We start from the raw sequence: 24,409 nt of genomic DNA on the forward strand, positions 1-24,409 counted from the left end.
CGGTTCGACGATTCGGTCGGACTTCCGCTAGATCGCGTCTGGCGGCCGCTGGACGCCGTCTCGCGCCAGAAGGGTGTGGCACTCGAGAGACCGGAAGGGGTGCGCGTATGGGACCCGTGCGGCTCGCCGTGATCATCGGCAGCACCCGCGAGGGACGGGCGGGCGAGGAGATCGCCCGCTGGTTCGTCGCGCAGGCCGCCGGCCGGGACGACATGACCGTGAACCTGGTCGACCTCGCCGACTACGACCTGCCCGCCCGTTACACCGCGGAGCCGACCGACGCGATCCGGTCGTTCGTGCGGGAGGTCGGGCTGGCGGACGCGTTCGCGGTGGTCACCCCCGAGTACAACCACAGCTTCCCGGCCTCGTTGAAACAGGCGATCGACTACGCGTACGACGAGTGGCAGGCCAAGCCGGTCGGCTTCGTGGCGTACGGCTGCCGTTCGACAGGTCTGCACGCGGTGGACCAGCTCCGCACGGTCTTCACCGCGCTGCACGCGACGACGGTGCGCGACGTCGTCGGCGTCGACCTGCTCCGCGGCGAGCCGTCGCCGGAGTGCGCCGACCAGCTCTGCCAGGACGCCCGCGTCCTGCTCGACCAGCTCACCTGGTGGGGTCTCGCGTTGCGCGACGCCCGCGCGGCGCGGCCCTACGTCTCGTGAAAGCACAGAGGAAGGTACGGACGATGAACAAGCGCACAACCGGCCCGGCCATCGAGGCCGAGGGCCTGACCCGCTCGTTCGGGAAGACCCGGGCGCTGGCCGGGATGGATCTCCAGGTGCCCGCCGGCACCGTCTACGGCCTGCTCGGCCCGAACGGGGCCGGCAAGACCACGGCGGTACGGGTGCTGGCCACGTTGCTGCGCCCGGACGGTGGTCGGGCCCGGGTGTTCGGGCACGACGTGGTCGCCGAGGCCGACAAGGTCCGGGCCCGGGTCAGCCTGACCGGCCAGTACGCCTCGATCGACGAGGACCTGACCGGCGTCGAGAACCTGGTGCTGCTCGCCCGGCTGCTCGGGCTGCGCAAACCCGCCGCCCGGGAGCGGGCCGAGCAGTTGCTCGCCGCGTTCGGGCTGACCGAGGCGGGCGACCGGCAGGTGAAGAAGTACTCCGGCGGCATGCGGCGGCGCATCGACATCGCGGCGAGCATCCTGAACACCCCGGACCTGCTCTTCCTCGACGAGCCGACGACGGGCCTGGACCCGCGCAGCCGCAACCAGGTGTGGGAGATCGTCCGGGCGGTGGTGTCGCACGGCACGACCGTGCTGCTGACCACGCAGTACCTGGACGAGGCCGACCAGCTGGCCGGGCGGATCGCAGTGGTGGACCACGGCCGGGTGATCGCGGAGGGCACCCCGGGCGAGCTGAAGTCGTCGGTCGGCTCCGGCACCGTCCACCTGCGACTGCGGGACGCGGCGCAGCGATCCGACGCCGAGAAGGTGCTCCAGGCGGCGCTCGGCGTACCGGTGCAGCTCGAAGCCGACCCGCTCGCGCTCACCGCCCGAGTGGGTGGCGAGGGCAACGACCTGGCCGCCACTGAGCAGGCCGCCCGCGCGCTGGCGGACCTGAGTCGCGCCGGCATCGTCGTCGACGACTTCTCCCTCGGCCAGCCCAGCCTGGACGAGGTCTTCCTGGCCCTGACCGACCACCCCGCCGTCCCGGCCGACGAGCGGGACGAAGAGCTGGAGGCAGCACGATGAGTAACGCCGCGACCACGACCGGCCGCGCGCCGTCCGTCTACGTACCGTCCGCCGAGGCGCTGGCGACAGTCCTCGCCCCCGGGGAGCGGCCGGCGAGACCGAGCGCGCTCGGCGCGTCGCTGACCTTCGGCTGGCGCGCGCTGCTGAAGATCAAGCACGTGCCGGAGCAGCTCTTCGACGTGACGGCGTTCCCGATCATCATGGTGCTGATGTTCACGTACCTGTTCGGCGGGGCGCTCGCCGACAGCCCGCGTGACTACCTCCAGTTCTTCCTGCCCGGCATCATGGTGACCAGCGTCGTCATGATCACGATGTACACCGGGATCGGGCTCAACACCGACATCGAGAAGGGCATCTTCGACCGCTTCCGTACGCTGCCGGTCTGGCGGCCGGCCGCGCTGGTCGGCATGATCTTCGGCGACGTGCTGCGGTACGTACTGGCGGCCGTGGTGATCCTCGGCGTCGGGCTGGTGCTCGGCTTCCGCCCCGACGGCGGGTTGATGGGTGTGGCCGCCGGGATCGGCCTGCTGGTGATCTTCTCGTTCGCCTTCTCCTGGGTCTGGACCTTCTTCGGGCTGGTCCTGCGCAGCGAGAAGTCGGTGATGGGGGTGAGCATGATGGTGCTCTTCCCGCTGACCTTCCTCAGCAACGTCTTCGTCGAGCCGAGCACCATGCCGGGCTGGCTGCAGGCGTTCGTGAAGGCCAACCCGATAACGCACCTGGTGGCGGCGGTCCGCGCGGCGATGGCCGGCGAGTCGGATGCCACGAACACGATGTGGCTGCTGCTGTGGAGCGCCGGCTTCGTGGTGGTCTTCGGCACGCTCACCATGTACCGCTACAACCGCCGTTGACCCGGTACCGGGCGGGCGCCGCGACCACGGTCGCGGCGCCCGCCCGTCGCTGTTCCCATCCGTCGCTCCCGACCGTCCGCCGCTCCCGACCGTCCGCCGCTCCCATCCGGGCAGCGCGCCGTCTCGCCTGACATGCCCGTGGGCCGGGCGACGCGCTGCGGCTTGATCGACTCGGCTTCATTGATGTCGCGGGGTCCGACCCGTTCTTATGCCCCGACTTCAATGATCCCGAGTGGATCAAGCACCGCCGCAGACGCGCGGCGGGCCAGGCGCGGCGGGCCGGGCGCGGTAGGCCAGGCGCGGCGGGCCGGGCGCGGTAGGCCAGGCGCGATCCCGTGGTTGGGGACCCGGTCAGAGCCGCCAGGGCAGCGGCTCGGGCGGCAGGTAACGGCAGGTGCCGCCCGTGGCGACGGTGTCGCGCAGGTGGGCAGCGAGCGCCGGATGGCGGGCGTCGAGCTTGCGCAGGGTGTCCCGGATCCGGGCGGTCACCGCCTTGCGGGCGCGTTCGGCCTCGTCACCGAGGCGGCGGGTGCGCCCGGCCAGCCCGGCCGCCGTGCGCAACTCGTCGAGGAGCGCTTCCCGCTCCGCCTCCAGCGCCGCCACCTTCCCCGTGTCGTCGCGGACGGCGGCCCGATCGATCTCCTCGTCGAGGCGCTCCAGGTGACGTCGGTAGCGGGCCTTCGCCTCGTCGTCCAGCACCGGATCCCCACCGAGGCGCCGGGCGGCCACGAGCTCCGGCCCGGCGGCCGGGTCGAGCAGCTCGACGGCCGGTACGTCGACCCCCGGCCGGCGGAGCAGCAGATGCAGGTCGTGCAGCCCCTTGGCGTCGGGCAGGTGGACGACAGCGCCTTTGTAGGCGAGCCGCCAGACCACGCCGTCTCGGCGGAACTCGTAGCCGGTCGTCGACGGCGCGACGTTCAGGTCGTCCGGTCGCTTCCCCAGCCCGGCCCCGGCGGATCCGGTGGAGCGCCCGATGGTCCCGGCCAGGGGCGGCCCACCTGCGGGGTCGACGCCGACGCCGACCTTCTCGGCGACGCCGACCGGCTGCGGTCCGACGGTCGAGGAGATCCGAGCGCCACCGGCAGCGCCGGGCACGCCGCCGGACCCGACCCGGCGAGCGGCTGCCGCACCCGGCCCACCGGTGACGACGACCGCGGCGGCGCCCGCGCCATCGAGCCCACTGCTCGCGAGCGCCGGGCCGGGGTCGGATGCCGGGCCGAGGTCGGATGCCGGGCCGAGGTCGGATGCCGGGCCGAGGTCGGATCCCGGGCCGAGGTCGGATGCCGGGCCGGGGTCGAGTGCCGGGCCGAGCTCGGTAGCGCCGGGGAGCGTGGCGGCTGCGTCGCCCGGCGGGCGTTCGGCGGCGAACCGGTCGAGCACCTGCCGCATACCCAGGGCGGCCGCCTCCCGCTCGGCGTCGGCGCGCAGCGCGGCCGCCTCGGCGACGTCGTCGGGGCGGCCGCGCCGGGCCAGCGTCTCGGCGAGGGCGGCGCGGGCCAGCACCGACCAGGGCCGGGCCGCCATCCGATCGGCGGCGGCAGCGGCCGCCCGGAACCCGGTTGTCGCCTCGTCCCAGCGTTCCTGGGCGGCGTCGAGCAGCGCCAGCCAGTGGTCGACCGGACCGCCCACGTCACAGCCGAAGAGGGCCACCGTCCACTGTCCCCGGTACGGGGTCAGGACCGCCCGCGCCTCGTCGCAGCGCTGCGGATCGCGCGCCGCCGCCGCGACCTGCGCCTGCGCTCGCAGCCACAGCGGTGACACCGGTCGGGCGTACGTGGCACCGGCGGCCTCGATGCCGGCGGTGATCCGTACGGCCGTCTCGTGGTCGCCACGCTCGACGGCCGTGATGGCGCGGGCGAGCTGGAGGTAGGGGTAGTCGGTCGGGTCGAGCCCGTCGAGGAGCGCGTCGATCTCGTCGTACCGGCCCTGCGGCAGCAGCCGCGCCCAGCGCAGGTGGTGGACCATGAACGCGAAGTCGGTGGGGGCCTGCTCGCCGAGTTCGTCCAGGGCGGCGAAGTGCCGGTCCGCCTCGGCGAAGTCACCCCGGAAGCCGGCGATGATGCCCCCGTCGACCGCCGCCGACATCCGGTGTCGGGCCACCTCGCTGGTGCCGGCCCCGTCCACGAAGGCGGTCAGCTCGTCGAGGTAGCCCGGGTCACCGAGCTCGAGCAGCGCCACCCACCGCAGCGACGTCGCCCAGAGCTCGGTGTCCCGGTCGCCGGTGCGGCGGGCCACCTCCCGGATCTCCGCGGTGATCGCCGCCCGGTCGGCCGCGGTGCCGAGGCCCCAGGTGGTGTCGTGGCGGGCCCAGAGGCTGAAGGTGAGCGCCTCGTCGTCGCGGCCACGGCGGGCCAGCGTCTCGGTCGCCGTGATCAGGTCGGTGACGAGCATGGCGACCGGGAGGCCGTCGTCCGGCTCGCCGATCAACCGCCGGTACGCCTCCCGGAGCAGCTCCTCCGTGGAGCCGGAGCGGCCGGCGGTGCTGTTCTCCCGATGCCGGTGGACGGTGAGCACGGCCCGGGTGAGCAACGCCGGATCGTCCAGCGAGCGCGCCAGCGTGGCGGCCTCGGTGAGGTGCCGGTCGGCCTCCACGCTGGTGCCGCAGTGGTAGAGCAGTTCACCGAACTCGATCAGGATCCGGACGCGTTGCGCCTCGTCCCGGACGACCTCCAGCGCGCGGCGGAAGTGGGTCAGCGACTCGTCCACGGCGAGCCGGCCGGCGGCGTCGCGGGCGGCGGCGAGCAGCAGCTCGGTGCTCCGGGACGGCTCGAGCTCCGGCCCGGCCAGGTAGGCGTGCCGGGCCAGGTCGGCGGGGACCAGCCGTTCGGCGAGCTCACGCGAGACGTCCACGGCCCGCACGACGGTGGCGTGCCGGGCTCGCCGCTCGTCGTCGGCGAGGCTGTCGTAGAGGGTCTCCCGGACGAGGTCGTGCGCGAACGAGAACCGGCCGCCGCCTCGGGCCACCACGAGACGGGCCGTCGACGCGTGGTCGAGGAGCCGGTCGACCTGCGCCACCGGGCTCCCGGCGCAGGCGGCGAGGACCTGCCGGTGGAATCCGCGTCCCAGCACGGCGGCGACGGTGAGCGCCTCGACCACCGGGCCGGGAAGCTGGCCGAGGCGGCGGCGGACCGCCTCGCGTACGCCGGGGGCGATGGTGCCGGTCGCGCCGCCGGCCCGCCACAGCCGGGCGGTCTGCTCGACGAAGAACGGGTTGCCGCCGGTGCGCCGGTGCACCTCGTCGACGAGTTGCGGCTCGGCCTCCCGCCCGGCGGTGCGCGTCATCAGCGCGCCGACCTCGTCGCGGGAGAGCCCGGTGAGGGTGAGCGTGGTCGCCTTCGCCAGTAGCGGCATGAGCAGCGGGCGCAGCGGGTGTTCACCGGACTCGACCTCGGCGTCGCGGTAGGTGCCGACCAGCAGCAGCCGTTCGAACCAGGTGTGCTGGGCGGCGAACCCGAGCAGCCGCAGCGAGGCCGGGTCGGCCCAGTGCAGGTCGTCGAGGATCAGTACGACGGGCCGACGCTGCGAGACCGCGACCAGCGCGGCGGTCACCGCGTCGTAGAGCGCGAAGGTTTCCCGGTCCGCGTCGTCGCCCCCGCCGCCGGCCGCCGGGCCGGACGGACTCAACCGGGTAGGGCCGTCGCCCCGGCCGGCGGTCGTCCCGACGCCGTGGGGCTCGCCGGCGGCCTCGCCGAGCAGGGTGGTGAGCGCCGGCTCGGCGCTGGGCCGTGCGACCGCCCAGTCGTCGGTGTGGCGGCGCAGGCCACGCAGCACCTGCACCCATGGCCAGTAGCCGGGGGCGCTCTCCGAATCCCAGCAGGCTGCGCCGAGCACGAGCGCGCCGCGCCCGCGGGCCTCCCGGGCCGCCGCCGTGACCAGCGTCGTCTTGCCGATGCCCGGCTCGCCGGTGACCAGGACGAGGCCGCCGTGGCTGGTGATCGCCCGGTCCATTTCGGCGCGCAGCACGCCGGCCGGGTGGTCGCGCCCGATGAGGGCTTCGCCGTGCCGCGCGTCCATGACCACCGACCGTAGCGGAAACCTCCGACACCGCCGGCACCTCGGAGCTCCCGCCCGCTGGTGATCATGAAGTTATTGCCGACATATCGGTCGTCGGCTGGGCGATAACTTCATGATCACCGGCGGAGGCGGGCGGCCGGTCGGGGAGCGTCGGGGTAGTCGGCCAGGGTGTGGTGGCCAGGGTGTTCGACTGGGGCGATGGTGCCGGCCGGAGTGCGACGCTCATGGTGGCACCGGCCAGCTGGCGGTTGCCGGACGGAGAGGGGTGGCGGGAATGGACGTGGTCTCCGTGGCGGTGGTCAACAGCCGCACCGAAGCGGACCTGATCGCCGGTCTGCTGCGCAGTCACGGGTTGAAGGTGGGGGTGTCCGCGGACGATGCCGGTGGGCAGGAGCCTCAGCTCCAGCTGCAGGGTGTCCATGTGCTGGTGGCCGCGACCGACGAGGCCGTGGCCCGTCGGATCCTGGCACAGCCCTGAGGGGTGCGGCTCGGCCAGACCCGGCACGGTTCACCCCGGCCCGGCTCACCTGCGTTGCGGGGTCCGCTCCGGCTCTGCGTCGGCACGCTGCTCGACCGCCGCGAGGTAGTCGTCGAGGCGGGCGGCGGCGACCAGCATCGCCCGGCCCCGGGTGGCGAGTCGCTGCCGCCACCCGTCGAGGGACGCGGCGAGCGGCCCGGGTCCGTCGGCCGCGCGTACCTGCCGGATGACTGTCGCGATGTGGTCGAGCAGGTAGCCGCCGCGGCGCAGCAGGTGGGCCAGCTCGGCGTCGCGTACGTCGTCCGGCCCGTAGAGGCGCTGCCGGGTGGCGCGGTCACGGACCGGGGTCAGGATGCCGGCCCGCTCCCACTTGCGCAGCGTCGCCGGGGTCACGCCGAGCCGGTGGGCGAGCGCGCCGACGGTCAGCGGCCGATCGGGCCGGTCCCCGGCCGGCGCGGCGGTGAGCACGCCCACGGTCACCTCTACGGCGTCGAGGGTCTCCCGGTCGCGCAGCAGCTGGGCGTGACCGTGGTCCACGGCGCGCAGCGCGGCGTCGACGTCGCCGCGGGTCGCGGCCCGCATGATCTCGACGCCGACCCCGTAGCCGTACGCGGGGACCAGCGCCAGGTAGGCGCGGAGTGCGGCGGCGTGCAGCGGGGTGTAGGTGCGGTAGCCGCTGGGGGTGCGCCGGGCGGCGGGCAGGACGCCGTCGCGCTCGTAGTTGCGGACGGCCTGGGTGGAGATGCCGTGCTCGCGGGCGAGATCCACTGGCCGGTAGCTGGGTCCTGCGGTTCGAGGGTTCAACGCAGGTCTCCTGCTCGATGCTCGACGAAAGTCTCATACGCTAGTTCAACGATACGGTTTAGGTCATGGCTGCCGAACCGCACTCCCCCGAAACCGACGGGATCACCGCCGACGAGATCACCGCGCGGATCCTCGCCCTGCCCGACGTCGAACTGCTCGTGGCCACCGAGGAGTCGGGCGCCCCCGAGGTGGCGTGGGGCTGGCGCTTCTTCTACGTGGGCCCGGACCGCCGCCGGCCGTTCGCCACCATCGGCGAACGCGACATGGCGGGCTTCGACGAGGAGTCCCGGCTCGACCGGCCGGGCGTCTTCCGGCTCAACCTGGAGCTCGGCCGGCGCGAGTTCCACCGCCTCTTCGGCTACCCGCCGGCGGAGGCGGACGAGCGCAAAGCCTCGGTCGACGTCAGCGCCCTCGACGAGGTGCTGCCCCACCCGGTCTACGGCACGGCCGCATGGGGGTGCGTGCTCAACCCGGGCCCGCGCAGCCTGGCCGAGGTCGAACGGTTGATCGGGTACGCGCACGGCCGGGCACACGAACGCCACCGCCGGACGGCTCACACGCCCTGACCGGGGTCGTCGCCGCAGGCCCGGCCTCGGTCGGCACCGTCGCCGCACCAGACGGCACCCGCGGTTCAGCTTGATCATCTCGCCCGTTCACCCGTACGTGATCGGCTCATCGGGACGTCTCCGCTGGTCCGGCCCTCGGCCGGGCCGGCTCGACCCGCCGGGCACCGACCCGGATCCCGAGAAAGAGAGGAGCGGCGATGAGGTCATCGACCCTCGTACGCCCCGGTCTGGCGCTGCTGCTCGCCGCAGGGCTGAGCACGCTCGTGGCGCCCGGCGCCGCCCAGGCCGAGGCCGCGCCCGCGACCACGTCCCCGGTGGACGCCCCGATCACCTTCACCTCGACCGAGGAGCTCGCCCCGGGCGTCACGTACGGCTCGTTCCAGGTGGCCACGCCGCGCGGCGTCACCGTCGGCTACCTGCTCACCGCCGACCTGCGAAAGAACAAGGTCTCCCTGGACCTGCTGCACCCCGACGCCGTGGCGCAGCGCCAGGTCGTCTCGGCGATGACCAACAACCAGGGCGCCGTCGCCGGAGTGAACGGCGACTTCTTCAACATCAGCGAGACGCACGCCGGGGTCGCGCCGACCGGTTCGGCGTCCGGTCCGGAGATCGCCGACGGCGAGGACCTGAAGTTCGCCGTACCGAATGCGCAGCGCTTCGGCCCGGGGCTCGCCCCCGGCACCTCGACCCGCGACGTCTTCGGCGTCGGCGTGAACGGCAAGGCGCGCGTCGACACCCTGAGCCTCGCCGGTGAGGTACGCAGCAAGAAGGGCACCATCACCCTCGCCGGCCTCAACCAGTACGCGCTCCCGGTCGGCGGTGTCGGTGTCTTCACCTCCGACTGGGGCAGCGCCAACCGGGTCCGGTCGACCTGCGGCAGCGACACCAGCCGCCTCGACCCGTGCAGCACCCACACCTACGAGGTGGTCGTCCGCGACGGGGTGGTGACCTCGGTGAGCAGCACGCCCGGCACGGGCCCGATCGCCGAGGACACCCAGGTGCTGGTGGGCCGCGAGGCCGGCGCGGACGCGCTCGACGACCTGGTCGTCGGCGACCGGGTGAAGGTGGACGAGAAGCTCGTCTCCGCCGGCAAGCCGAAGCTGACCTTCGCGGTCGGCGGCGCCCCGATCCTGCGCGACGGGCAGCCCCTCGCCGGCCTGGACGTCAAGACCGCCGCCGTGCGCAGCTCGGCGGGGGTCAGCGCCGACGGCCGGACGGTGTACCTGGTCGCGCTGGCCGGCCGCGCGCCCGCCAGCGCCGGCTTCACCATCGCCGAGCTGGCCGACCTGATGCGCACGCTCGGCGCGGACGCGGCCGTGAACCTCGACGGCGGCGGCTCCACCACGGTCGCCGTGAAGGAGCCGGGCCAGTCGGCGGCCACCGCCCGCAACAACCCCTCCGACGGTACGGAGCGGGCGGTCGCCAACGGCATCGGCATCTTCATCGGCCGCCACTGAGGGAACGGATCGCGCTCGGAACTGACCGGGCCGATCAATATCGGGAGGTGCCTCGGCCGGTCAGCGCCGGTCGAGGCACCGTTCCGCCCCGGGACGGCGTACACCGGCCGTCGACACGGATCTTCCCGTCGATGCCGCCGATCAGGCCGGAGCGTGCATGGCCCCCAGATAGGCGAGGGCTTCCGCGCTCCGGCTACCGGCGTCCGGGGTGCCGACGAGCAGCTGCTGGCCGGGCGCGTCCCGGACGTCGAACGTCTGATAGGTCAGTTCGATCCGGCCCACCACCGGGTGGTCGAAGATCTTGAACTGGCGGGTGAGGCCACGAACGGTCTGATCGGCCCAGAGGGACCGGAACTCGGGTGACGCGTCACGTAGTTCGGCCACGAGTGACCGGATCCGCGGATCGTCCGGGTGCTGGCCGGCGTTGAGGCGCAGCGCGTGCACGACGTTGCCGCTGAGCGTCGGCCACTCCACGAAGATCTCGCGTGCCTGCGGGTGCAGGAACAGCACCCGCGCCATGTTGGTCATGCCGTCGAAGGGGGCGAGCAGCGCCGCGGCGACGCCGTTGGTGGCCAGCACGTCGAAGGCGGGGCTGAGCACGTAGGCCGCCGAGGTGGGGAACGCGTCCAGCAGCCGCAGCAGCGCCGGGTGGACGCGGTCCCGAGCGTGGTCGGGGGCGAGCGCGGGGTTCAGCCCGGCGAGCCGGAAGGCGTGCCCGCGCGCGTCGAGGTCGAGCCGGAGGGCCCGGCCGATCGCGTCGAGGACCTGCGGGGACGGGCTGCGTTCGCGGCCCTGTTCCAGCCGGGCGTAGTAGTCGACGCTCACTCCGGCCAGCACGGCGACCTCTTCCCGCCGCAGTCCGGCGACCCGCCGGTCCCCGCCGCCGCGCAACCCGACGTCGGTCGGATCGACGCGGGCGCGGTGAGCGCGCAGGAACTCCCCGAGCTTGCTGGTGGCGGCCTTGGACACGTCTACCAGCGTATTTCGAGGCCAGGTGGGCTGCCAGGGTGCCGTGCACCCAGGAAGTCGCAGCCTTCTCCGGCCGGCAGGACCGGCGGAATCTGGACCGACCGGCCCGACGGCCGTGATCACATTCTTCCGCCAGGAGTTGCCATGAACAGCAGTTTTTCCAAGATCGTCCTGATCACCGGGGCGAGTAGTGGTATCGGCCAGGCGACCGCCCGCCGGCTCGCCGCCGACGGCCACCACGTCGTCCTCGGCGCCCGCCGCGTCGACCGGCTCGCCGCCCTGGTGGCCGAGCTTCAGGCCGCCGGCCATTCGGCCGAGTACCAGGAACTCGACGTGACCGACGTCGACAGCGTGCGGGGCTTCGTCGAGGCCGCCCACGCCCGCCACGGCCGGGTGGACGTACTCGTCAACAACGCGGGCGTGATGCCCCTGTCGACGGTCGACGCGCTGCGGATCGACGAGTGGAACCAGATGATCGACGTGAACCTGCGCGGCACGCTGCACGGCGTCGCCGCCGTGCTGCCCCTGATGCGGGCCCGGCGCGAGGGCCACATCGTCAACATCGCCTCGACGGCTGCGTACCGGGTCGACCCGACTGCGGCGGTCTACTGCGCCACCAAGTACGCCGTCCGGGCTCTCTCCGAAGGGCTGCGGCAGGAGAACCAGGACGTCCGGATCACCGTCGTCAGCCCCGGCTACACCCAGTCCGAACTCGCCGACCACGGCGGGGACCCGCAGGTGCGGGCCGCCGTCCGAGCCGCCGCCGAGCAGCTCGCGATTCCGGCCGCCGCGGTGGCCGACGGCATCGGCTACGCGATCGCGCAGCCCCGCAACGTCGACGTCAACGAGCTCGTCGTCCGCCCCACCGCGCAGAACTGACCACCGGGAAGACAGGAGTACGACGATGAGCGAAGCGCTCGAAGTCACCACGTTCCGCCTCGCACCCGGCCTCACCGGCGCGGACTTCGTGGCGGCGAACGAGGACATCAACGCCTACCTGCTCCGCCAGCGCGGCTTCCGCTGGCGACGTATCACCATGACCAGCGACGGCACGATCATCGATGTCATCGCGTGGGAATCCGCCGCCGACGGCCGGCGCAGCGCCTCCGGCATCCTGACAGAGATGGCCGACTCACCGGTGCACGACACGATCGACCAGGACACGGTCGAGTTCCGCATCGCCCCGGTCCTGCAACAAACGACCTGACCTCCCGCCCGCCCTCCGGTCTCCCGTCACCGGCCGGAGCGGCGGGTGGGGCTCAACGGCGCAGGCCGTACGCCTTGAGGTAATTGATCATCGAGTGGTTCGCCTCCCAGCCGTCCGGGAACTTGACCGGAACGTCGAGGTGCATCGGCTCGGTCGACGGGTGGGCGTCGAGCAGGTCGGCGATCCCGTCGCGGGCCACCACGATGCAGGCGTGCCGGTGCCGGGACGCCAGCACGCAGAGCCGCCCCGACTCCAGGTGGAACGCCGTGGCGTCGCGCCGACCGGAGAGCGGGTGCAGCACGATCGTCACGTCGTACTCCCGGCCCTGGAGCCGGTTGGCGGTGTCGACGGTGATGCCCTCGCCGGCCGCGCCGAGCTGCGCGCGGATCGCCGCCGCCTGATCGCGGTGGGCCGCTCCGACGGCGATCCGGTCGGCGGTCACCGGTGCGCCGGCCGGGTGGTGCTCGGAGACGGCGACCGCGCCGCGCTCCAGCAGCCGCACCGCGAGCGCCGCGCAGGCCGCGGCGGCCTCCTCATCGGTACGCAGAGTCTGCCGCTCGGGCAGCTCGTAGAGCCCCCAGCCGGAGGCGACGGCCACCTCGATCGCGCCGTCGACCGCGTCCCCCGGCCCGCCCTCGGTCAACGACAACGCCCGGTCGTCGGGGCCGGTGCCGGCCCGGAAGCCGGTGAAGGGGTAGAAAGCGCGGGCGACCACCGGGGCGGCCGACGAGGGCAGCCGCCACGACACCGGCAGTCGGTGCACGGGCAGCTCCGGGTTGTGCCGCAGCAGCACGGCCACCGCCGACTGCATCGGATCCCAGCTCAGGCCCGTCCAGCGTGCGGTGTCCACAGTGGAGAAGGGGTCGAGCTGCCCGGGGTCGCCCACGAAGAGCGCCCGCTCGAACCTGCCGGCCACCCGCAGCAGCGCATCCGAGCGCATCTGGTATGCCTCGTCGACGATCGCCCACGGCCAGCAGCCCTCGGTGACGGTGGCCCACTTGGCGGCCGTACCGATGATGACGGCCGGGCCGCCGAGGTCCGCGACCTTCGCGGCCACCCGCACCGTCGCCTGGTCCCGCACCCGCTCGGAGGGCTGGTAGTCGGCGGCGGAGAGGCGGCCGATGCGCAGCTCGGGGGCCTTGCGGGCGAGGCGGTCGATGAGGTCGTCGACCTGCTCGTTGGTCTGCGCCACGATGATCAGCGGCTCACCGGCCTCGGCCAGTTCGGCGGCGGCCCGGACGACCAGTGTCGACTTGCCGGCGCCGGGCGGCGAGTCGACGACCACGCCGCGGTGGTCACCGGAGCGCAGGTCGGCCAGGACCGCCCCGATGACCCGTTCCGCCTCCACCGCGGGCGGCAGCTCCAGCCCAGCCAGCACGACCCTCACCTCCCACTCACCGCTGGCCGGAACCCTACCGGTCGGACGGCGACGGCCAGCCGAGCGGCACATCGACGTTGACAGCGTTCGACCGCCCCGGCGCGCAGGAGTAGCCGACGACGGACCGGGTACGCGCCGGCCATGGGTAGCCAGAAGCCGAACAAGCATGATCCTGGCGGCGAGTCGGCGCGCGGCCGGCGACATTCGGGCAGCGGTGCCCGGGGCCGGCAGGGCTCGGAGGTGGAGCGTTCGCCGGAGCGGCGGCACCTGCGGGCCGCGACCGGCACCTCCGGCTCCGAACGGAATCAGGGGCGGGCCAAGGTCGAGGGCAGCGGACGGGTGCAGCGCCAGGGCAGCTGACCACGATCGTGGTACGGCGCACGGCGGTCCGGAGCCGGCAGTCGCGCCCGCGCGTGGCGGCCCGATGCGTGAGAGGTGACGTCGAGATGGCGAAGTTCCTGCTCAAGTCGACCTACACCCTTGACGGGATCAAGGGCCTGATGAAGGACGGCGGCAGCAAACGGGCCGCGGCCGCCACGAAGGCGATCGAAGGGCTCGGCGGGCGGGTGGAGTCGCTCAGCTTCGGTCTCGGGGAGCACGACACGTACGTGGTGTGCGAACTGCCCGACCACAAGACGGCGGCGGCGCTGGCCATCGCCATCCGGGCGGCCGGTGGCGTCGACACCCGCGTCACACCACTGCTGACGCCGGAGGAGGTCGACGAGGCCACCCGCCAGCAGCTCAAGTATCAGTCGCCGGGCGCGTGAGCCGCTGATCGCCTATCGGCGGTTCCGGTCGCCGCGACTGGGACGTGCACCTCGTCGCCTTCAGAGCTGATGTCGCGAACGCATCAGGGCCGTGTTCACCAGCGTCCGACACCGATGTCGTAAACGATTCAGCTCGAAAGGATTCGGGTGCTAACCCTCGCTCCGAAGCAGGACGGGCAGGTCAGCGGGCGTCGGTGACGACGTAGGAGCAGGCGGCGCAGGCGGAGCGGCCCTGCTCGGCGTACCAGCGGCAACTGCGCCGGATGGCGCAGCGCGGCAGCTCGGCCTCGGTCTCGCCGGTGGTCTCCTGGTACGAGGCGGCGAGGCGTTCGCCGAGACCGCAGTGGGCGCCGGTCCAGAAGCCGCACGAGGTGGTGACGCAGGGGCCGGCGAGGCGGAGTTGGGACTCCACCGGCCGGTCCGGGTCGGCCGTGGCGAGGGCGACGTCGGCGGGCAGCTGTGGCGTGACGTAGGCGACCTGACCCGCCGGAGTGATCATGCCGAGGAAGACCGTGGCGTTGGCCGCGGGCGTACTCGGGCACATCCGCTCCGGCGGGTCCGGCCGGTGGACCGGGTCGGTCACCGCTGCACCCAGAACCCGATGTCGTTGATCTTCTTGCCGAGCTCGTCGGCGAACGGGCCGTCGAGGACCCAGAGCCCGTACCACTCGGGGCGCAGCTTCAGGTTGGCGTGCCCGACGGAGAGCGGGTTGGTCAGTTTCGTGCCGGCGACTGCGAGGGCTTTCAGCCCCGCCTTCTGGATCTCACCGGCGATGAGGCTCTGCTGTTCGGTGGTCAGCTCGACGCCGTCGACCACGAACCGGAACTCGCTGCGTGCCATGTCTACCTCCGATGGTCGTTACGCTTCGGTCCGCAGCCCGCGCCGCAGACTCTCCCTGGTGAACGCCGCCCACGCGTCGGCTCGCCGTCCGCCGACCTGGTCGCGCCAGGCGGTGGGACCGGCCGTACGCAGACCCCACAGTTCGCGGCAGGCGGTGACCGCGAACGCCACCTGCTCTGGGCTGTCGGTGAAGCCGGCCGGCCCGTCGGTCACCCGCAGCCCGCCGCCGGCCACGACGCCGACCAGCGGGAAGTGGTGGTGGAGGCTGGCGAGGGTGGCCAGGTGCGCGGCGTCCACCCGGCCCGCCGTGAACACCTCGATCGGTTGGTCATCGCGGACGACCCGGATGGCGCGCAGCGTGAACGCCGCGCCGGTGGCGCCGGCCTCGCCGTCCACCTCGACCGGGCTGCTCCACCGGCGGGGTGAGTTTGCCGACCAGAACGCCAGCCAGTCGTCGAGCCGGTCGGCGAAGTCCGCCTCGACGCGGACGGGTCCGCCGGTGAGCCGAGCGCCCGCGATGCGACCCCGGCTGACCTGGGGTTGTGCTGGGCGGGTGGTGGGTGGCGCGGCGTGTGCCGTGCTCGCCCCGGCGGCCGTTGCCGCCGAGGCCGCGGCGGCGCCCACGAGGACGCGTCGCCGGGACAGTGCAGGGATTCGGTAGTTCATCGTCCGCCTTTCGTGACGGCCTTTGCGCGCCACGCTATCGACGGAGAGTGATCGAAGAAATCGCCGTTCTATCGGCAGCCCGACATGAATGTCAGGGATCAACGGCGGCGTGAATCTCCTCATTCTGCTGCCTGTCGCGTTCGCGTCCGACGCGCATCGTGTTCCCGTCAGACCCGCCGCACCGCCGCGGGCCGGTCGCCTGCGCCTCGGCCTCGTCTCCGACGGTCACGTCCCGCAACGGCGGGCGCGGCCGGCGCGATGGCCGGCCGCACCCGCACGCTGGTGCCGAGGTGTCAGCTTCCGCTGTGGTACCGGCCGTCCACGTAGACGAGCGCGTCACCGACGGCCCGCTCGGAGCCGCCCGGGTGGTTGACCAGGGAGCCGGCGACGGCCATCGAGGTGGAGCCGCCGCCGTCGAGGTTGATCGCGTCGGTCAGGCCGAGCGCCTGGGCGACGGCCGCCGTCTCGTCCATGGTGGTGCCGACGCTGGTGGTCTGCCGGCCGTCGATGGTGGCGAGCACGATCTTTCCGTCCTGGGTGGTGCCGGCGATGGTGCGGGGGTTGCGGCCGAAGAAGCTGTCACCGGGGGCGCCGTCGGGCACGACGATCTGGCCGCCCTTCGTCAGCTGGTAACGCCCGGTGACGCCGAAGAGCCCGGGCCGCAGCGCGAGCTTCTTGCCGTTCTGGTCGGTCAGCGTCGACTTCTGCTCGACGCAGCCCTTCACCGCGAGGGCGAGCAGGGCGGCGCTCTCCTGACCGGTCGCCTGCAGCGACGTCTGGCCGGCGGCGAGGGCGGTGCCCCGGGTGGTGGCGGTACGCACCACGCAGCCGCGCTTGTCGAGCACGACCTCCACGCCGGCGCCGGCCGGGGTGGCGGCGGCGAACTCGGGGGTGAACTGCACGACGTCACCGGGCAGGGCGCACTGCGTCTGGTCGACGAGGGTGGCGCAGCCGGCGGGAACCACCGGCGGGTGGTTGATGAACTCCAGCGGCAGGTTGGCACCGGTCTTCTTGTTCCGGACGCTGCCCGACCAGCTCAGCTTGCCGGTGATCGCCTTGTTGTTGTTCGCGTCGACGATGAAGTTGGCCTCGGCCGGGTCGGTGACCGGCTCGCTGAGCAGCTTCCCGCCGAAGAGCCCCAGCCCCACCGGGTCGCCCGGGTAGAGCTGGCTGGCGGTGAAGGTGAAGAAGGAGGCGTTGACGCCGGCCAGCGCGCCCGAGGTGCGTACCAGGTCGGTGGTCTTCTCGACCTTGGCGAGGTCCGGGCCGTAGGTGGCCTTCAGGTGGCCGCGCGCCTTGCGCGGGTCGATGGTGAGGACGTTGACGACCCACGGGCCGCGCGTGGTGGTGTTGATCTGGTCGGCGGGCGCCGGGTCGGTGCCGCGCACGATGCGGGTCAGGGTGACGCCCTTGGCCAGGGTGCTGCTGGAGGTGACCTCGGTCAGGTCCGCGTCGCCGAGCGGGAGCGTGCCGGTGGCGGCCTCGGCGCGGGCGCCCGGCGCGACGCCGAGGCTGATCGCGGCGAGCGCGGCGGCGGCGAGCGCGCCGGCCCGGCGCAGGCCGGTCAGCCCAGAAGTGGAAGCAGTCATGCCCTGACCCTCCCGACAAGACGGAACGATCTACCCGACAGCATCTGACACTTCGGCGAACTATGGAGTAAGGCGGGCTTACCCGGCAGCTCGTGAATTCGTTTCACCTCTGTGGACGGTGCTGTGGATCATGGGCGGAAATCATTGCCAAGGGCAACCAAGCGGCGTACGAACGTGGATGACATCCCGGTGGCCTGCAACGGAGCGTCGTCCACCGGACTCAGCACACCCAAGGGGGGCTCATGGCACGCAGCCGGATAGCCGGTGCCGCAGCCATCGCACTCGTCGTACCGTTTCTGAGCGTCCTTCCCGCCTCTGCCGCGTCGGCCGCGCCCGCCCAGCCGGCGGCGAAGAACGACCGGCCCAGCGACGACACCCGCGAACTCGCGCGCAAAAACTTCAAGGTCGACGGCCACGAGGTCAAGACCCCGACCCGCTACCAGCCGCGCGCCCAGGCGCGCTCGGGGGCGAAGGCCGCAGCACAGACGCCGGCGGTCGGCACCGTCCGGCAGTGGCTCGGGCTCGACGACATCGACGGCACCTACTACCGCAAGGACTACACGCTGCGGGGAGTCGGCGACAACGTCGAGGTGTGGGTCGCCAACGACATCGCGTTCCCGGCGAACGACTGCCGGAACCAGGTCGCCTCGTCGACGCAGATCAGCGACGAGCAGGTGCAGAACTTCGTCCACGAGTTCGACACCAACATGTACCCGAAGGAGACGGTGGCGTTCAGCCGGCCGCCGGACCGCGACGGCGCGAACGCCCAGGTCGGGCCGGACGCCGACGGCAACGGCGGCGTCTACACCGGGGCGGGCAACAAGACCGTCACCCTGGTCGACAACGTCCGGGACGACAACTACTACCAGTTCCCGGCCGCGCCGACCTACGTCGCCGGCTTCTTCTCGGCGCAGCTCAACGAGCTCTTCGACCGCAACGTGATGACCATCGACGCGTTCGACTGGCTGCACCGCACCGGCGCGAACCCGCCGAACGAGCCGACCGACGACCTGTGCACCAGCCGCCCGGCCCGCCCGTTCAGCTACGAGGGCACCTTCGCCCACGAGTGGCAGCACCTGGCGCAGTACTACACCGACCCGTTCGAGGGCGTCTGGCTCAACGAGGGGCTCTCCGACTTCGCCCAGACGCTCACCGGGTACGTCGACACCAAGGCGACCGTCTTCGACGCGGGCGCCGACAGTCACCTCTTCTGCCAGCAGGGCTTCGGCACCGTGCAGACGCCGTACAACGCGAACCCGCGTGACTGCGGCGGCCCGGAGAACTCGCTGAACCTGTGGGACGAGAGCCCCAACGCGAACGCGGTGCTGGCCGACTACGGCAACGCCTACGCGTTCATCCAGTTCCTCTACGACCGGTACGGCAACGACATCGTCCACCGCCTGCACAACGACGGTGACCTGCAGGGTCTGGCGAGCCTGCAGGCGGCGCTGCAGGCCGAGGGCGCCAAGGACATGTACCAGGTGATCCACGACTACCAGACGATGACGCTGGTCGACAAGATCGTCGGGGATTCCCGCCTCGGGGTCATGCTGGGTGTGTCGAAGAGCCGGGTGACCACGAAGAGCCTGCGCTCCACGGTCAACCTGGCGAACCCGACCGCGAACGCCACCCCGGGCGCGGCACCGAACGGCGCCGACTACGTGCCGCTGCAGAAGGCCAACGGTCAGCTGCTCCGCGGTATCGACCTGCGGTCGCTGTCGTTCCAGGGCGCCAAGACCCTGCCCGCGCAGCCGCTGGCCTGGACCGTGGTGAACAACGACCCGGACCGCGCGGGCAACCCGGTGCTCTTCTCCGGCAACGGCAACAACACCGACGCGAATGCCGTCACCAAGGTCACCGTGCCGACGGCCGACCCGACGCTGCGCTTCGTCGCCAAGTACGGCGCGGAGTTCGGCTTCGACTACGGCTACGTGACCGTCTCCACCGACGGCGGCGCCACCTACACCGTCATCCCCGGTGACAAGACTGTCGACGGTCCGCTCGGCCCGGGCGTCAACGGCACCACCAACGGGTTCGAGGCGCACAGCTACGACCTCTCCGCGTACGCGGGCAAGTCCGTCCTGCTCGGCTTCCGCTACCTCAGCGACGGTGGCGTCAACGAGGGCGGCTGGCTGATCGACGACATCACCGTCGGCGGCAGCACCGTCAGTGACGGCAGCAGCCTCACCCCGTTCGACTCCCCCACGGAGATCAAGCCGGTCGCCGTCGACAACTGGAACCTGCGCCTGATCGGCCTCGACGAGAAGCACTCGCTCGCCTGGCAGTTCGAGTTCGACGGCAAGTCCAGCCTCACCCTCAACCGGCTGCAGCTGGCCCTGCTGAGCATCTTCCCGAAGGTCGTCGCCGTGGTCGCCTACGACGAGCCGACCGAGCAGGTCACCCAGTACGCGCCGTACACCCTGAAGGTCAACGGGGTCGTCCAGCCGGGCGGCACCAACTGACCTGAGCTGTTCCCAGGGCGCCTGTCACCGATCCGGTGGCAGGCGCCCTCTCGTTTCTGTGAATCTCAAGTGCCCGTCACGTCGATGGCCGGCACCCCGGTTGATCTCCTACCATGAGCCGTCTTCTCATTCGCGAGGATGGATACCGTGAACGATCGGCCCATGGCAGGTAGAACCGTCGTGATCACCGGGGCCAGCACGGGCCTCGGCGCCGAGGCGGCCCGCCGCCTCGCCCAGCTGGGCGCGACCGTGGCGGTGGTCGGCCGGTCACCGGAGAAGACCGCCGCCGTCGCCCGCGAGGTCGGCGCCGAACCCCTGGTCGCCGACTTCGCCCGGCTGACCGACGTACGCGCGCTCGCCGACGCCCTGCTGGACCGCTACCCGCGCATTGACGTCCTCGCCAACAACGCCGGGGTCGTGCTGACCAGGCGCAGCCGCACCGAAGACGGCCACGACACGATGTTCCAGGTCAACTACCTGGCCCCGTTCCTGCTCACCAACCTGCTGCTCGACCGGCTCACCACCGCTGGCCCGGCCCGGGTCATCTCCACCTCCAGCAAGGCCAACCGCTCCGCCCGGGTCGACCTCGACGACCTCGACGGCGCGCGCACGCGATCCGAGATGCTCCGGTACGGGATGACGAAGCTGCAGAACATCCTCTTCACCCGCGAGCTGGCCCGCCGTACGCAAGGCACCGGACTAACCGCGACGGCGTTCCACCCCGGCGTGGTTCCCGGCACCGAGATCAACCGGGACAGCCCACTGATCGGGGCGCTGTCCCGGTACCGCCTGCTGGGCCGGCCGGCCACCGTCGCGGAGGGGGCCGCCCCGTTGGTGCACCTCGCCACCATGGCTGAGCCGGAGACGGCCAACGGCGACTACTACCACTGCCTGAAACCCAACGGGCCGGTGCACCCGCAGGCCAAGGACGACCAGCTCGCGGCCGGCCTCTGGGACCGCACAGCCGAGCTGCTCGGCCTCCGGGCGCCGTAACGAGGTCGGGCCGGCGGCGCGCCACGGTGGTTCGGCTTTCGCGTCCGGGTGGGCCGACTGCGTATGGCAGTCCCGGCGGCCGCTTCCCGGCGGGCCGTTTTACGTGCGGGTCGGTTCGGCGGCCGCTCGACCCGTCAGGTGGTTCGGCGAGGCTTGGGCACCTGCCGGTTGAAGACCGGCATGAGGGCCAGGACCAGCGCGTCCTTCGTACCCTCCGGATTCTCGGTCTCCTGCCAGCGGACCTCACGCCGACCCAGCCAGTCGGCGATGTCCTCGGCGGTCGCCGCCCGGGTCGGGGTGTCGAGGAGCTGGCCGACCTGCTCGTGCAGCACCGACGAGTCACGACTGCCGGTCAGGTGCTGCCGCAGCCGCCGACGCAGGTTGCCGGTCCAGCCGACGTAGACGACTGTGCCCCCGTCCAGCACCACGTGCACGCCGCGCGCCGGCGGGGCGCTGGCAGCGGAGTCGGCGGTGTACGGCTCGGCGGGCGTGAAACCGGCCAGCAGGTCATCGATCAAGGCGGCGGGCACCCTCGGAGGCTACTACCCCGCGACCCCGCACGGGCCATCGTGCTGGTCGCGCCGCCGCCGACCCGGACGTCACCCCGAAAGTTCGATCCGCACGGCGGAGCTATGTGACGCGGCACGACGGCGAAGCGCCGTACTCACGGAATGATCAACACGGGGACCGGAGGACGCCCGATGGCGCACACACCCACCCGCTTACGACCGCTCGGCATCGCCCTGGTGGCGGCGCTCGTCGCCGTATCCCAACTGACCGCGACACCCGCCCAGGCCGGGCCGGCGGTCACACCGCCGCCGGCGACCAGCGCGACGGCGGTCTCGTCCACCCAGATCCGGGTGACCTGGCAGGCGGCCCCGCAGGCGTCGTCGTACCGGGTCTCCCGCTCGACCGGGTCGAGCGGCCCCTACACCCAGGTCGGCAGCAGCACCAGCCTGGAGCTCCTCGACTCCGGGCTCACCCCGGCCACCACCTACTACTACGTGGTGCAGGCCGAATACCGGAACAAGCTCTCCGGCCAGTCGCTCCAGGCCAGCGCCAGCACGCTGCCGGTGCTCTCCGCGCCGAGCGGCCTGCGGCTCACCGGCACCCCGTCGACGATGGAGCTGACCTGGGCGGCGGTGCCCGGGGCGGCCCGCTACGAGGTGTACCGGCACCACCCGATCGACGGGGACAGCCTGATCACCACGACCACCGAGCCGTCGTTCCGGGAGACCGGCCGCTCGGACGGCTACTACTACCAGTACAAGGTGCGCGCCCTGGCCGCGAACGGCGCGGCCGGCCCATTCGCCTCCGCCGCCGCGTACACCGGCCTGGCGACCACCACCACGATCGCCGTCGACCCGACCCGCTCCGAGCAGGGCCAGTGGGTGGCGCTCTCCGCGCGCGTCCGCACCGCCGACGGGTCCGAGCCGTGGGGCAAGATGCTCTTCATCGCCGGCGGCGAGGTCGTCGGCCAGGCCAGCCTCTGGCACGGGTACGCCGCGACGGTGATCACCCCGAAGGCCGGCTCGGTGACCTACTACGCCCGCTTCGAGGGGTACGGCAGCAACCCGAACAACGGTGGCAGCTCCTCGGCTGACCTGCCGTTGGAGGTCGACCCGGCGTACGGCGAGGTGTCCTTCGGCCCGTCCGAGGCGGCCCGGGTGGGCTCGACCGAGACGGCGATCGCCGCCGGTGACCTCACCGGCGACGGGCTCACCGACGTGGTGCTCACCACCGGCACCGAGGCCGACGCCGGGGACCTCAACCACTCCGCTTACCTCTTCGTGCAGCTGCCGGAGCACCGGCTCGCCGCGCCCGTCCGCTACGGCACCTCGGCGCCGACCGGCGGCAGCATGGTCCCGGTCATCGCCGACGTCGACGGCGACGGCCGCAACGAGCTGCTGGTCGCCTCCGGTGACGGGCTGGAGCTGTACCGGCAGTCCACGGGCGGGCTCGCCGCGCCGGTGGCCCTGCCGTTCGGCGCGCCCCTCGGCGACGTACGCGTCATCGACCTCGACCAGGACGACACGCTGGACCTGGTGACGACCACCAACGAGTCGGTGCTCGTGCGCTACGGCACCGGCCCGGGCGAGTTCGCCGCGCCGGTCGCCGTGACCACCCCGCTCTCCGGCCCGATCCTGGGAGTCGCCGACGTGACCGGCGGTCCCGGCCTGGACCTGGTACGCCTCGACGGCCGGAAGGTCATCGTCGTCGAGCAGACCTCGGCCCGCACGTTCGCCGCACCGGCCGGCGTTCCCGTGCCGGAGGGGCAGGAGATCGACGCGCACTCGCTCGCGGCCGGCGACGTCACCGGCGACGGCCGCGCCGACGTGGTCGTCACCGTCACCGGCAACATGCCCGACCCGCGCATCTCCGTGCTGACGCACGACGCCACCGGCGCGCTCAGCAAGTGGCAGGTCTACGTCGCGTACGACATGCCCGAACCGGTCGCCCTCGAAGACATGAACGGCGACTCGCGGCTGGACGTGGTGGTCGCCCACGGCGGCTGGTACCAGGTCGGCGTCCTGCTGCAGCGCCCCGACGGCCGCCTGGGCCGCGAGCAGCAGGGCTACAACGCCTACTACGCCTCCCACTACGAGCACCGCGGTCTCGCGGTCGGTGACATCAACGGCGACGGCCACAAGGACGTGCTGCTGGCCGACTACAACAACGGCCTCGTGGTGATCCCCGGCGCGTAACGGAAGCCGTCAGACGACGGGTGGTGCCTCCTCGGCACCACCCGTCGCTGTTATCTCCGGCAGCTCGTCGTCGGCGGGGCGGCACGGCCCGGCATGCCCGTCGCGCCGCCGGCAGCGGCCGGCACCGTCGAGCCGGGCGTCACACCACACTCGGGTACGCAGGAACTGGCTGTCCTCCTCGCTGAGCGTGGTTTCGCCGAAGTCGATGGCCGTGACGTGACCGAGCGAGTCGCGCAGAGCCGTCGCAAGGATGGCCGCGCCGTCGAGGCTGGTCAGCGCGGTCGGCAGGTGAATGACCCAGCGGGGCGCGGTCATCGTGGCCACCTGCCGTTGAGCGCGTGGTGGCAGCTTCCGTGACGCGACTGCCACTGGCGCAGCCCCTGGCGGATGCGTTCGGCCTCGGTGTTCGCCGTGGTCAGCTCACGGTGCAGGCGTTCCAGCTCGTCGGCGACCCGATCGAGGTAGTCATGCACCTGGCCCGGGTCGAGCCCTCGCCAGCGGCGGTCGAACGACGCCAACCTGACGTGCGGCGGCTGGAGACGCTCCCTGGTCACGTAAATCATGGCTGTGGCGCCTCCTGCTCGGCGATCAGCACCTGGACCTGCCGGTCGGTGAGGCCACGCTGGTCCAACACTCGACGGCCCCAGCGGTACAGCCGGCACGGATGTACCGCGCGGTCGTTGCGACATCGCTGGCCGTCGGGCCACTGCTCGGCGGCGTGAACGGTGACCGCTTTGATCGCGAAGCCGACGTCTTCGGCGGTCACGTAGGGCGGTAGGGGTAGCTCTCCGAGGATCTCCTCGATCGAGTCCATGTCCCTCCTTCTCGGGCGACGGCTTCCGTCACTGCTTAGGGCGCCGAGGCGGGCGGGGTCGTCCGATCCGACCGCGCGTCCGTACCGGGCGGAGCCCAGCACCCGCCCCGGGCCTGTGTCCCCACTTTGAGACCGACGGCGAGCGGGAAC

The 24,409-nt window shown here is 72.4% G+C and carries 25 protein-coding genes; 13 read left to right on the top strand and 12 right to left on the bottom strand.

Annotated features, from left to right (window positions below; all coding sequences use genetic code 11):
* Positions 1–107: 107 nt before the first annotated feature.
* From D7147_RS14545 to D7147_RS14555, 3 genes are read left to right on the top strand one after another with little or no spacing between them, the layout of a single operon-like run.
* The gene (locus tag D7147_RS14545) at positions 108–662 is read left to right on the top strand and encodes an NADPH-dependent FMN reductase (RefSeq protein ID WP_120677705.1); all 555 of its coding nucleotides are present in this window, start codon (positions 108–110) and stop codon (positions 660–662) included.
* Positions 663–685: 23 nt separating this feature from the next.
* Positions 686–1,699 carry an ATP-binding cassette domain-containing protein gene (locus tag D7147_RS14550; protein ID WP_120677706.1) on the top strand — a complete coding sequence of 338 codons (1,014 nt, stop codon included), beginning with the start codon at positions 686–688 and terminating at the stop codon, positions 1,697–1,699.
* Positions 1,696–2,550: an ABC transporter permease gene (locus D7147_RS14555; RefSeq protein WP_120677708.1), complete on the top strand. Its 855-nt coding sequence runs from the start codon at positions 1,696–1,698 to the stop codon at positions 2,548–2,550. The genes D7147_RS14550 and D7147_RS14555 overlap by 4 nt, the downstream gene beginning before the upstream one ends.
* 351 nt (positions 2,551–2,901) lie before the next feature.
* Here D7147_RS14555 and D7147_RS14560 read toward each other — a convergent pair whose 3' ends face one another.
* On the bottom strand, positions 2,902–6,564 hold the full coding sequence (locus D7147_RS14560; protein WP_120677881.1) for an ATP-binding protein: 3,663 nt from the start codon (positions 6,562–6,564) through the stop codon (positions 2,902–2,904).
* Positions 6,565–6,838: 274 nt separating this feature from the next.
* On the opposite strand from D7147_RS14560, the gene D7147_RS14565 reads away from it, so the two are divergent.
* Positions 6,839–7,042, top strand: a complete 204-nt coding sequence (locus tag D7147_RS14565) for a hypothetical protein (RefSeq protein WP_120677710.1) — start codon at positions 6,839–6,841, stop codon at positions 7,040–7,042.
* A 45-nt stretch (positions 7,043–7,087) separates the two neighbouring features.
* Here D7147_RS14565 and D7147_RS14570 read toward each other — a convergent pair whose 3' ends face one another.
* Positions 7,088–7,810 carry a TioE family transcriptional regulator gene (locus D7147_RS14570; RefSeq protein ID WP_325050653.1) on the bottom strand — a complete coding sequence of 241 codons (723 nt, stop codon included), beginning with the start codon at positions 7,808–7,810 and terminating at the stop codon, positions 7,088–7,090.
* Between the two features lie 101 nt (positions 7,811–7,911).
* On the opposite strand from D7147_RS14570, the gene D7147_RS14575 reads away from it, so the two are divergent.
* Both D7147_RS14575 and D7147_RS14580 read left to right on the top strand, forming a co-directional pair.
* Complete coding sequence (locus tag D7147_RS14575; RefSeq protein ID WP_233563136.1) at positions 7,912–8,412, top strand: DUF6194 family protein; 501 nt, start codon at positions 7,912–7,914, stop codon at positions 8,410–8,412.
* A gap of 197 nt (positions 8,413–8,609) precedes the next feature.
* Entirely contained in the window at positions 8,610–9,869 is a 1,260-nt protein-coding gene (locus D7147_RS14580) for a phosphodiester glycosidase family protein (protein ID WP_120677714.1), read from the top strand.
* Positions 9,870–10,010: 141 nt separating this feature from the next.
* Here D7147_RS14580 and D7147_RS14585 read toward each other — a convergent pair whose 3' ends face one another.
* Positions 10,011–10,838 (bottom strand): helix-turn-helix domain-containing protein, encoded by an 828-nt coding sequence (locus D7147_RS14585; protein ID WP_120677716.1) that lies wholly within the window; start codon positions 10,836–10,838, stop codon positions 10,011–10,013.
* Positions 10,839–10,982: 144 nt separating this feature from the next.
* On the opposite strand from D7147_RS14585, the gene D7147_RS14590 reads away from it, so the two are divergent.
* Positions 10,983–11,717, top strand: coding sequence for an SDR family oxidoreductase (locus tag D7147_RS14590; protein ID WP_120677718.1), 735 nt, complete (start codon positions 10,983–10,985; stop codon positions 11,715–11,717).
* A gap of 25 nt (positions 11,718–11,742) precedes the next feature.
* Complete coding sequence (locus tag D7147_RS14595; protein WP_120677720.1) at positions 11,743–12,045, top strand: hypothetical protein; 303 nt, start codon at positions 11,743–11,745, stop codon at positions 12,043–12,045.
* Between the two features lie 52 nt (positions 12,046–12,097).
* Here D7147_RS14595 and D7147_RS14600 read toward each other — a convergent pair whose 3' ends face one another.
* Positions 12,098–13,423: an AAA domain-containing protein gene (locus D7147_RS14600; protein WP_233563137.1), complete on the bottom strand. Its 1,326-nt coding sequence runs from the start codon at positions 13,421–13,423 to the stop codon at positions 12,098–12,100.
* Positions 13,424–13,564: 141 nt separating this feature from the next.
* Here D7147_RS14600 and D7147_RS14605 point away from each other — a divergent pair, with 141 nt between their 5' ends.
* Together D7147_RS14605 and D7147_RS14610 are read left to right on the top strand one after the other, a co-directional pair.
* A complete protein-coding gene (locus D7147_RS14605) occupies positions 13,565–13,783 on the top strand; it encodes a hypothetical protein (RefSeq protein WP_120677724.1) in 219 nt (72 codons plus the stop codon).
* Between the two features lie 86 nt (positions 13,784–13,869).
* Complete coding sequence (locus tag D7147_RS14610; RefSeq protein ID WP_120677726.1) at positions 13,870–14,190, top strand: GYD domain-containing protein; 321 nt, start codon at positions 13,870–13,872, stop codon at positions 14,188–14,190.
* Between the two features lie 181 nt (positions 14,191–14,371).
* Here D7147_RS14610 and D7147_RS14615 read toward each other — a convergent pair whose 3' ends face one another.
* The 4 genes from D7147_RS14615 to D7147_RS14630 form a co-directional block, all read right to left on the bottom strand.
* Positions 14,372–14,773, bottom strand: a complete 402-nt coding sequence (locus D7147_RS14615) for a hypothetical protein (RefSeq protein WP_233563138.1) — start codon at positions 14,771–14,773, stop codon at positions 14,372–14,374.
* Positions 14,770–15,030: a hypothetical protein gene (locus D7147_RS14620; protein ID WP_120677728.1), complete on the bottom strand. Its 261-nt coding sequence runs from the start codon at positions 15,028–15,030 to the stop codon at positions 14,770–14,772. Before D7147_RS14620 ends, D7147_RS14615 begins: the two co-directional genes overlap by 4 nt.
* 18 nt (positions 15,031–15,048) lie before the next feature.
* Positions 15,049–15,696 carry a hypothetical protein gene (locus D7147_RS14625; protein WP_120677730.1) on the bottom strand — a complete coding sequence of 216 codons (648 nt, stop codon included), beginning with the start codon at positions 15,694–15,696 and terminating at the stop codon, positions 15,049–15,051.
* A 293-nt stretch (positions 15,697–15,989) separates the two neighbouring features.
* A complete protein-coding gene (locus D7147_RS14630; RefSeq protein ID WP_120677733.1) occupies positions 15,990–17,285 on the bottom strand; it encodes a phosphodiester glycosidase family protein in 1,296 nt (431 codons plus the stop codon).
* Between the two features lie 242 nt (positions 17,286–17,527).
* Between D7147_RS14630 and D7147_RS14635 the strand changes: the two genes are divergently transcribed.
* Together D7147_RS14635 and D7147_RS14640 are read left to right on the top strand one after the other, a co-directional pair.
* A complete protein-coding gene (locus D7147_RS14635; RefSeq protein WP_120677735.1) occupies positions 17,528–19,747 on the top strand; it encodes a M6 family metallopeptidase in 2,220 nt (739 codons plus the stop codon).
* A gap of 162 nt (positions 19,748–19,909) precedes the next feature.
* Positions 19,910–20,740 (top strand): SDR family NAD(P)-dependent oxidoreductase, encoded by an 831-nt coding sequence (locus tag D7147_RS14640; RefSeq protein WP_120677737.1) that lies wholly within the window; start codon positions 19,910–19,912, stop codon positions 20,738–20,740.
* 134 nt (positions 20,741–20,874) lie between these two features.
* Here the strand turns inward: D7147_RS14640 and D7147_RS14645 are convergent, their stop codons facing one another.
* Entirely contained in the window at positions 20,875–21,270 is a 396-nt protein-coding gene (locus D7147_RS14645; RefSeq protein ID WP_120677739.1) for a GIY-YIG nuclease family protein, read from the bottom strand.
* Positions 21,271–21,441: 171 nt separating this feature from the next.
* Between D7147_RS14645 and D7147_RS14650 the strand changes: the two genes are divergently transcribed.
* Positions 21,442–23,445 carry an FG-GAP-like repeat-containing protein gene (locus tag D7147_RS14650; RefSeq protein WP_120677741.1) on the top strand — a complete coding sequence of 668 codons (2,004 nt, stop codon included), beginning with the start codon at positions 21,442–21,444 and terminating at the stop codon, positions 23,443–23,445.
* Positions 23,446–23,454: 9 nt separating this feature from the next.
* Here the strand turns inward: D7147_RS14650 and D7147_RS14655 are convergent, their stop codons facing one another.
* Genes D7147_RS14655 through D7147_RS14665 form a run of 3 tightly spaced genes read right to left on the bottom strand, consistent with a single transcriptional unit; the run spans position 23,455 to position 24,259 of the window.
* Entirely contained in the window at positions 23,455–23,760 is a 306-nt protein-coding gene (locus D7147_RS14655) for a hypothetical protein (protein ID WP_120677887.1), read from the bottom strand.
* Positions 23,757–24,008 carry a DivIVA domain-containing protein gene (locus tag D7147_RS14660; RefSeq protein WP_120677743.1) on the bottom strand — a complete coding sequence of 84 codons (252 nt, stop codon included), beginning with the start codon at positions 24,006–24,008 and terminating at the stop codon, positions 23,757–23,759. Before D7147_RS14660 ends, D7147_RS14655 begins: the two co-directional genes overlap by 4 nt.
* Entirely contained in the window at positions 24,005–24,259 is a 255-nt protein-coding gene (locus D7147_RS14665; protein ID WP_120677745.1) for a hypothetical protein, read from the bottom strand. The genes D7147_RS14660 and D7147_RS14665 overlap by 4 nt, the downstream gene beginning before the upstream one ends.
* Between the last annotated feature and the right edge of the window lie 150 nt (positions 24,260–24,409).

The organism is Micromonospora musae, from assembly GCF_003626545.1.
Lineage (GTDB): Bacteria > Actinomycetota > Actinomycetes > Mycobacteriales > Micromonosporaceae > Micromonospora > Micromonospora musae.

What these genes read in the sequence shown, in the direction of transcription:
- D7147_RS14545 (WP_120677705.1), top strand. Translation starts at nt 108, where the DNA reads ATGGGACCCGTGCGGCTCGCCGTGATCATCGGCAGCACCCGCGAGGGA.
- D7147_RS14550 (WP_120677706.1), top strand. Translation starts at nt 686, where the DNA reads ATGAACAAGCGCACAACCGGCCCGGCCATCGAGGCCGAGGGCCTGACC.
- D7147_RS14555 (WP_120677708.1), top strand. Translation starts at nt 1,696, where the DNA reads ATGAGTAACGCCGCGACCACGACCGGCCGCGCGCCGTCCGTCTACGTA.
- D7147_RS14560 (WP_120677881.1), bottom strand. Translation starts at nt 6,564, where the DNA reads ATGGACGCGCGGCACGGCGAAGCCCTCATCGGGCGCGACCACCCGGCC.
- D7147_RS14565 (WP_120677710.1), top strand. Translation starts at nt 6,839, where the DNA reads ATGGACGTGGTCTCCGTGGCGGTGGTCAACAGCCGCACCGAAGCGGAC.
- D7147_RS14575 (WP_233563136.1), top strand. Translation starts at nt 7,912, where the DNA reads ATGGCTGCCGAACCGCACTCCCCCGAAACCGACGGGATCACCGCCGAC.
- D7147_RS14580 (WP_120677714.1), top strand. Translation starts at nt 8,610, where the DNA reads ATGAGGTCATCGACCCTCGTACGCCCCGGTCTGGCGCTGCTGCTCGCC.
- D7147_RS14590 (WP_120677718.1), top strand. Translation starts at nt 10,983, where the DNA reads ATGAACAGCAGTTTTTCCAAGATCGTCCTGATCACCGGGGCGAGTAGT.
- D7147_RS14595 (WP_120677720.1), top strand. Translation starts at nt 11,743, where the DNA reads ATGAGCGAAGCGCTCGAAGTCACCACGTTCCGCCTCGCACCCGGCCTC.
- D7147_RS14605 (WP_120677724.1), top strand. Translation starts at nt 13,565, where the DNA reads ATGGGTAGCCAGAAGCCGAACAAGCATGATCCTGGCGGCGAGTCGGCG.
- D7147_RS14610 (WP_120677726.1), top strand. Translation starts at nt 13,870, where the DNA reads ATGGCGAAGTTCCTGCTCAAGTCGACCTACACCCTTGACGGGATCAAG.
- D7147_RS14620 (WP_120677728.1), bottom strand. Translation starts at nt 15,030, where the DNA reads ATGGCACGCAGCGAGTTCCGGTTCGTGGTCGACGGCGTCGAGCTGACC.
- D7147_RS14625 (WP_120677730.1), bottom strand. Translation starts at nt 15,696, where the DNA reads ATGAACTACCGAATCCCTGCACTGTCCCGGCGACGCGTCCTCGTGGGC.
- D7147_RS14630 (WP_120677733.1), bottom strand. Translation starts at nt 17,285, where the DNA reads ATGACTGCTTCCACTTCTGGGCTGACCGGCCTGCGCCGGGCCGGCGCG.
- D7147_RS14635 (WP_120677735.1), top strand. Translation starts at nt 17,528, where the DNA reads ATGGCACGCAGCCGGATAGCCGGTGCCGCAGCCATCGCACTCGTCGTA.
- D7147_RS14640 (WP_120677737.1), top strand. Translation starts at nt 19,910, where the DNA reads ATGGCAGGTAGAACCGTCGTGATCACCGGGGCCAGCACGGGCCTCGGC.
- D7147_RS14650 (WP_120677741.1), top strand. Translation starts at nt 21,442, where the DNA reads ATGGCGCACACACCCACCCGCTTACGACCGCTCGGCATCGCCCTGGTG.
- D7147_RS14655 (WP_120677887.1), bottom strand. Translation starts at nt 23,760, where the DNA reads ATGACCGCGCCCCGCTGGGTCATTCACCTGCCGACCGCGCTGACCAGC.
- D7147_RS14660 (WP_120677743.1), bottom strand. Translation starts at nt 24,008, where the DNA reads ATGATTTACGTGACCAGGGAGCGTCTCCAGCCGCCGCACGTCAGGTTG.
- D7147_RS14665 (WP_120677745.1), bottom strand. Translation starts at nt 24,259, where the DNA reads ATGGACTCGATCGAGGAGATCCTCGGAGAGCTACCCCTACCGCCCTAC.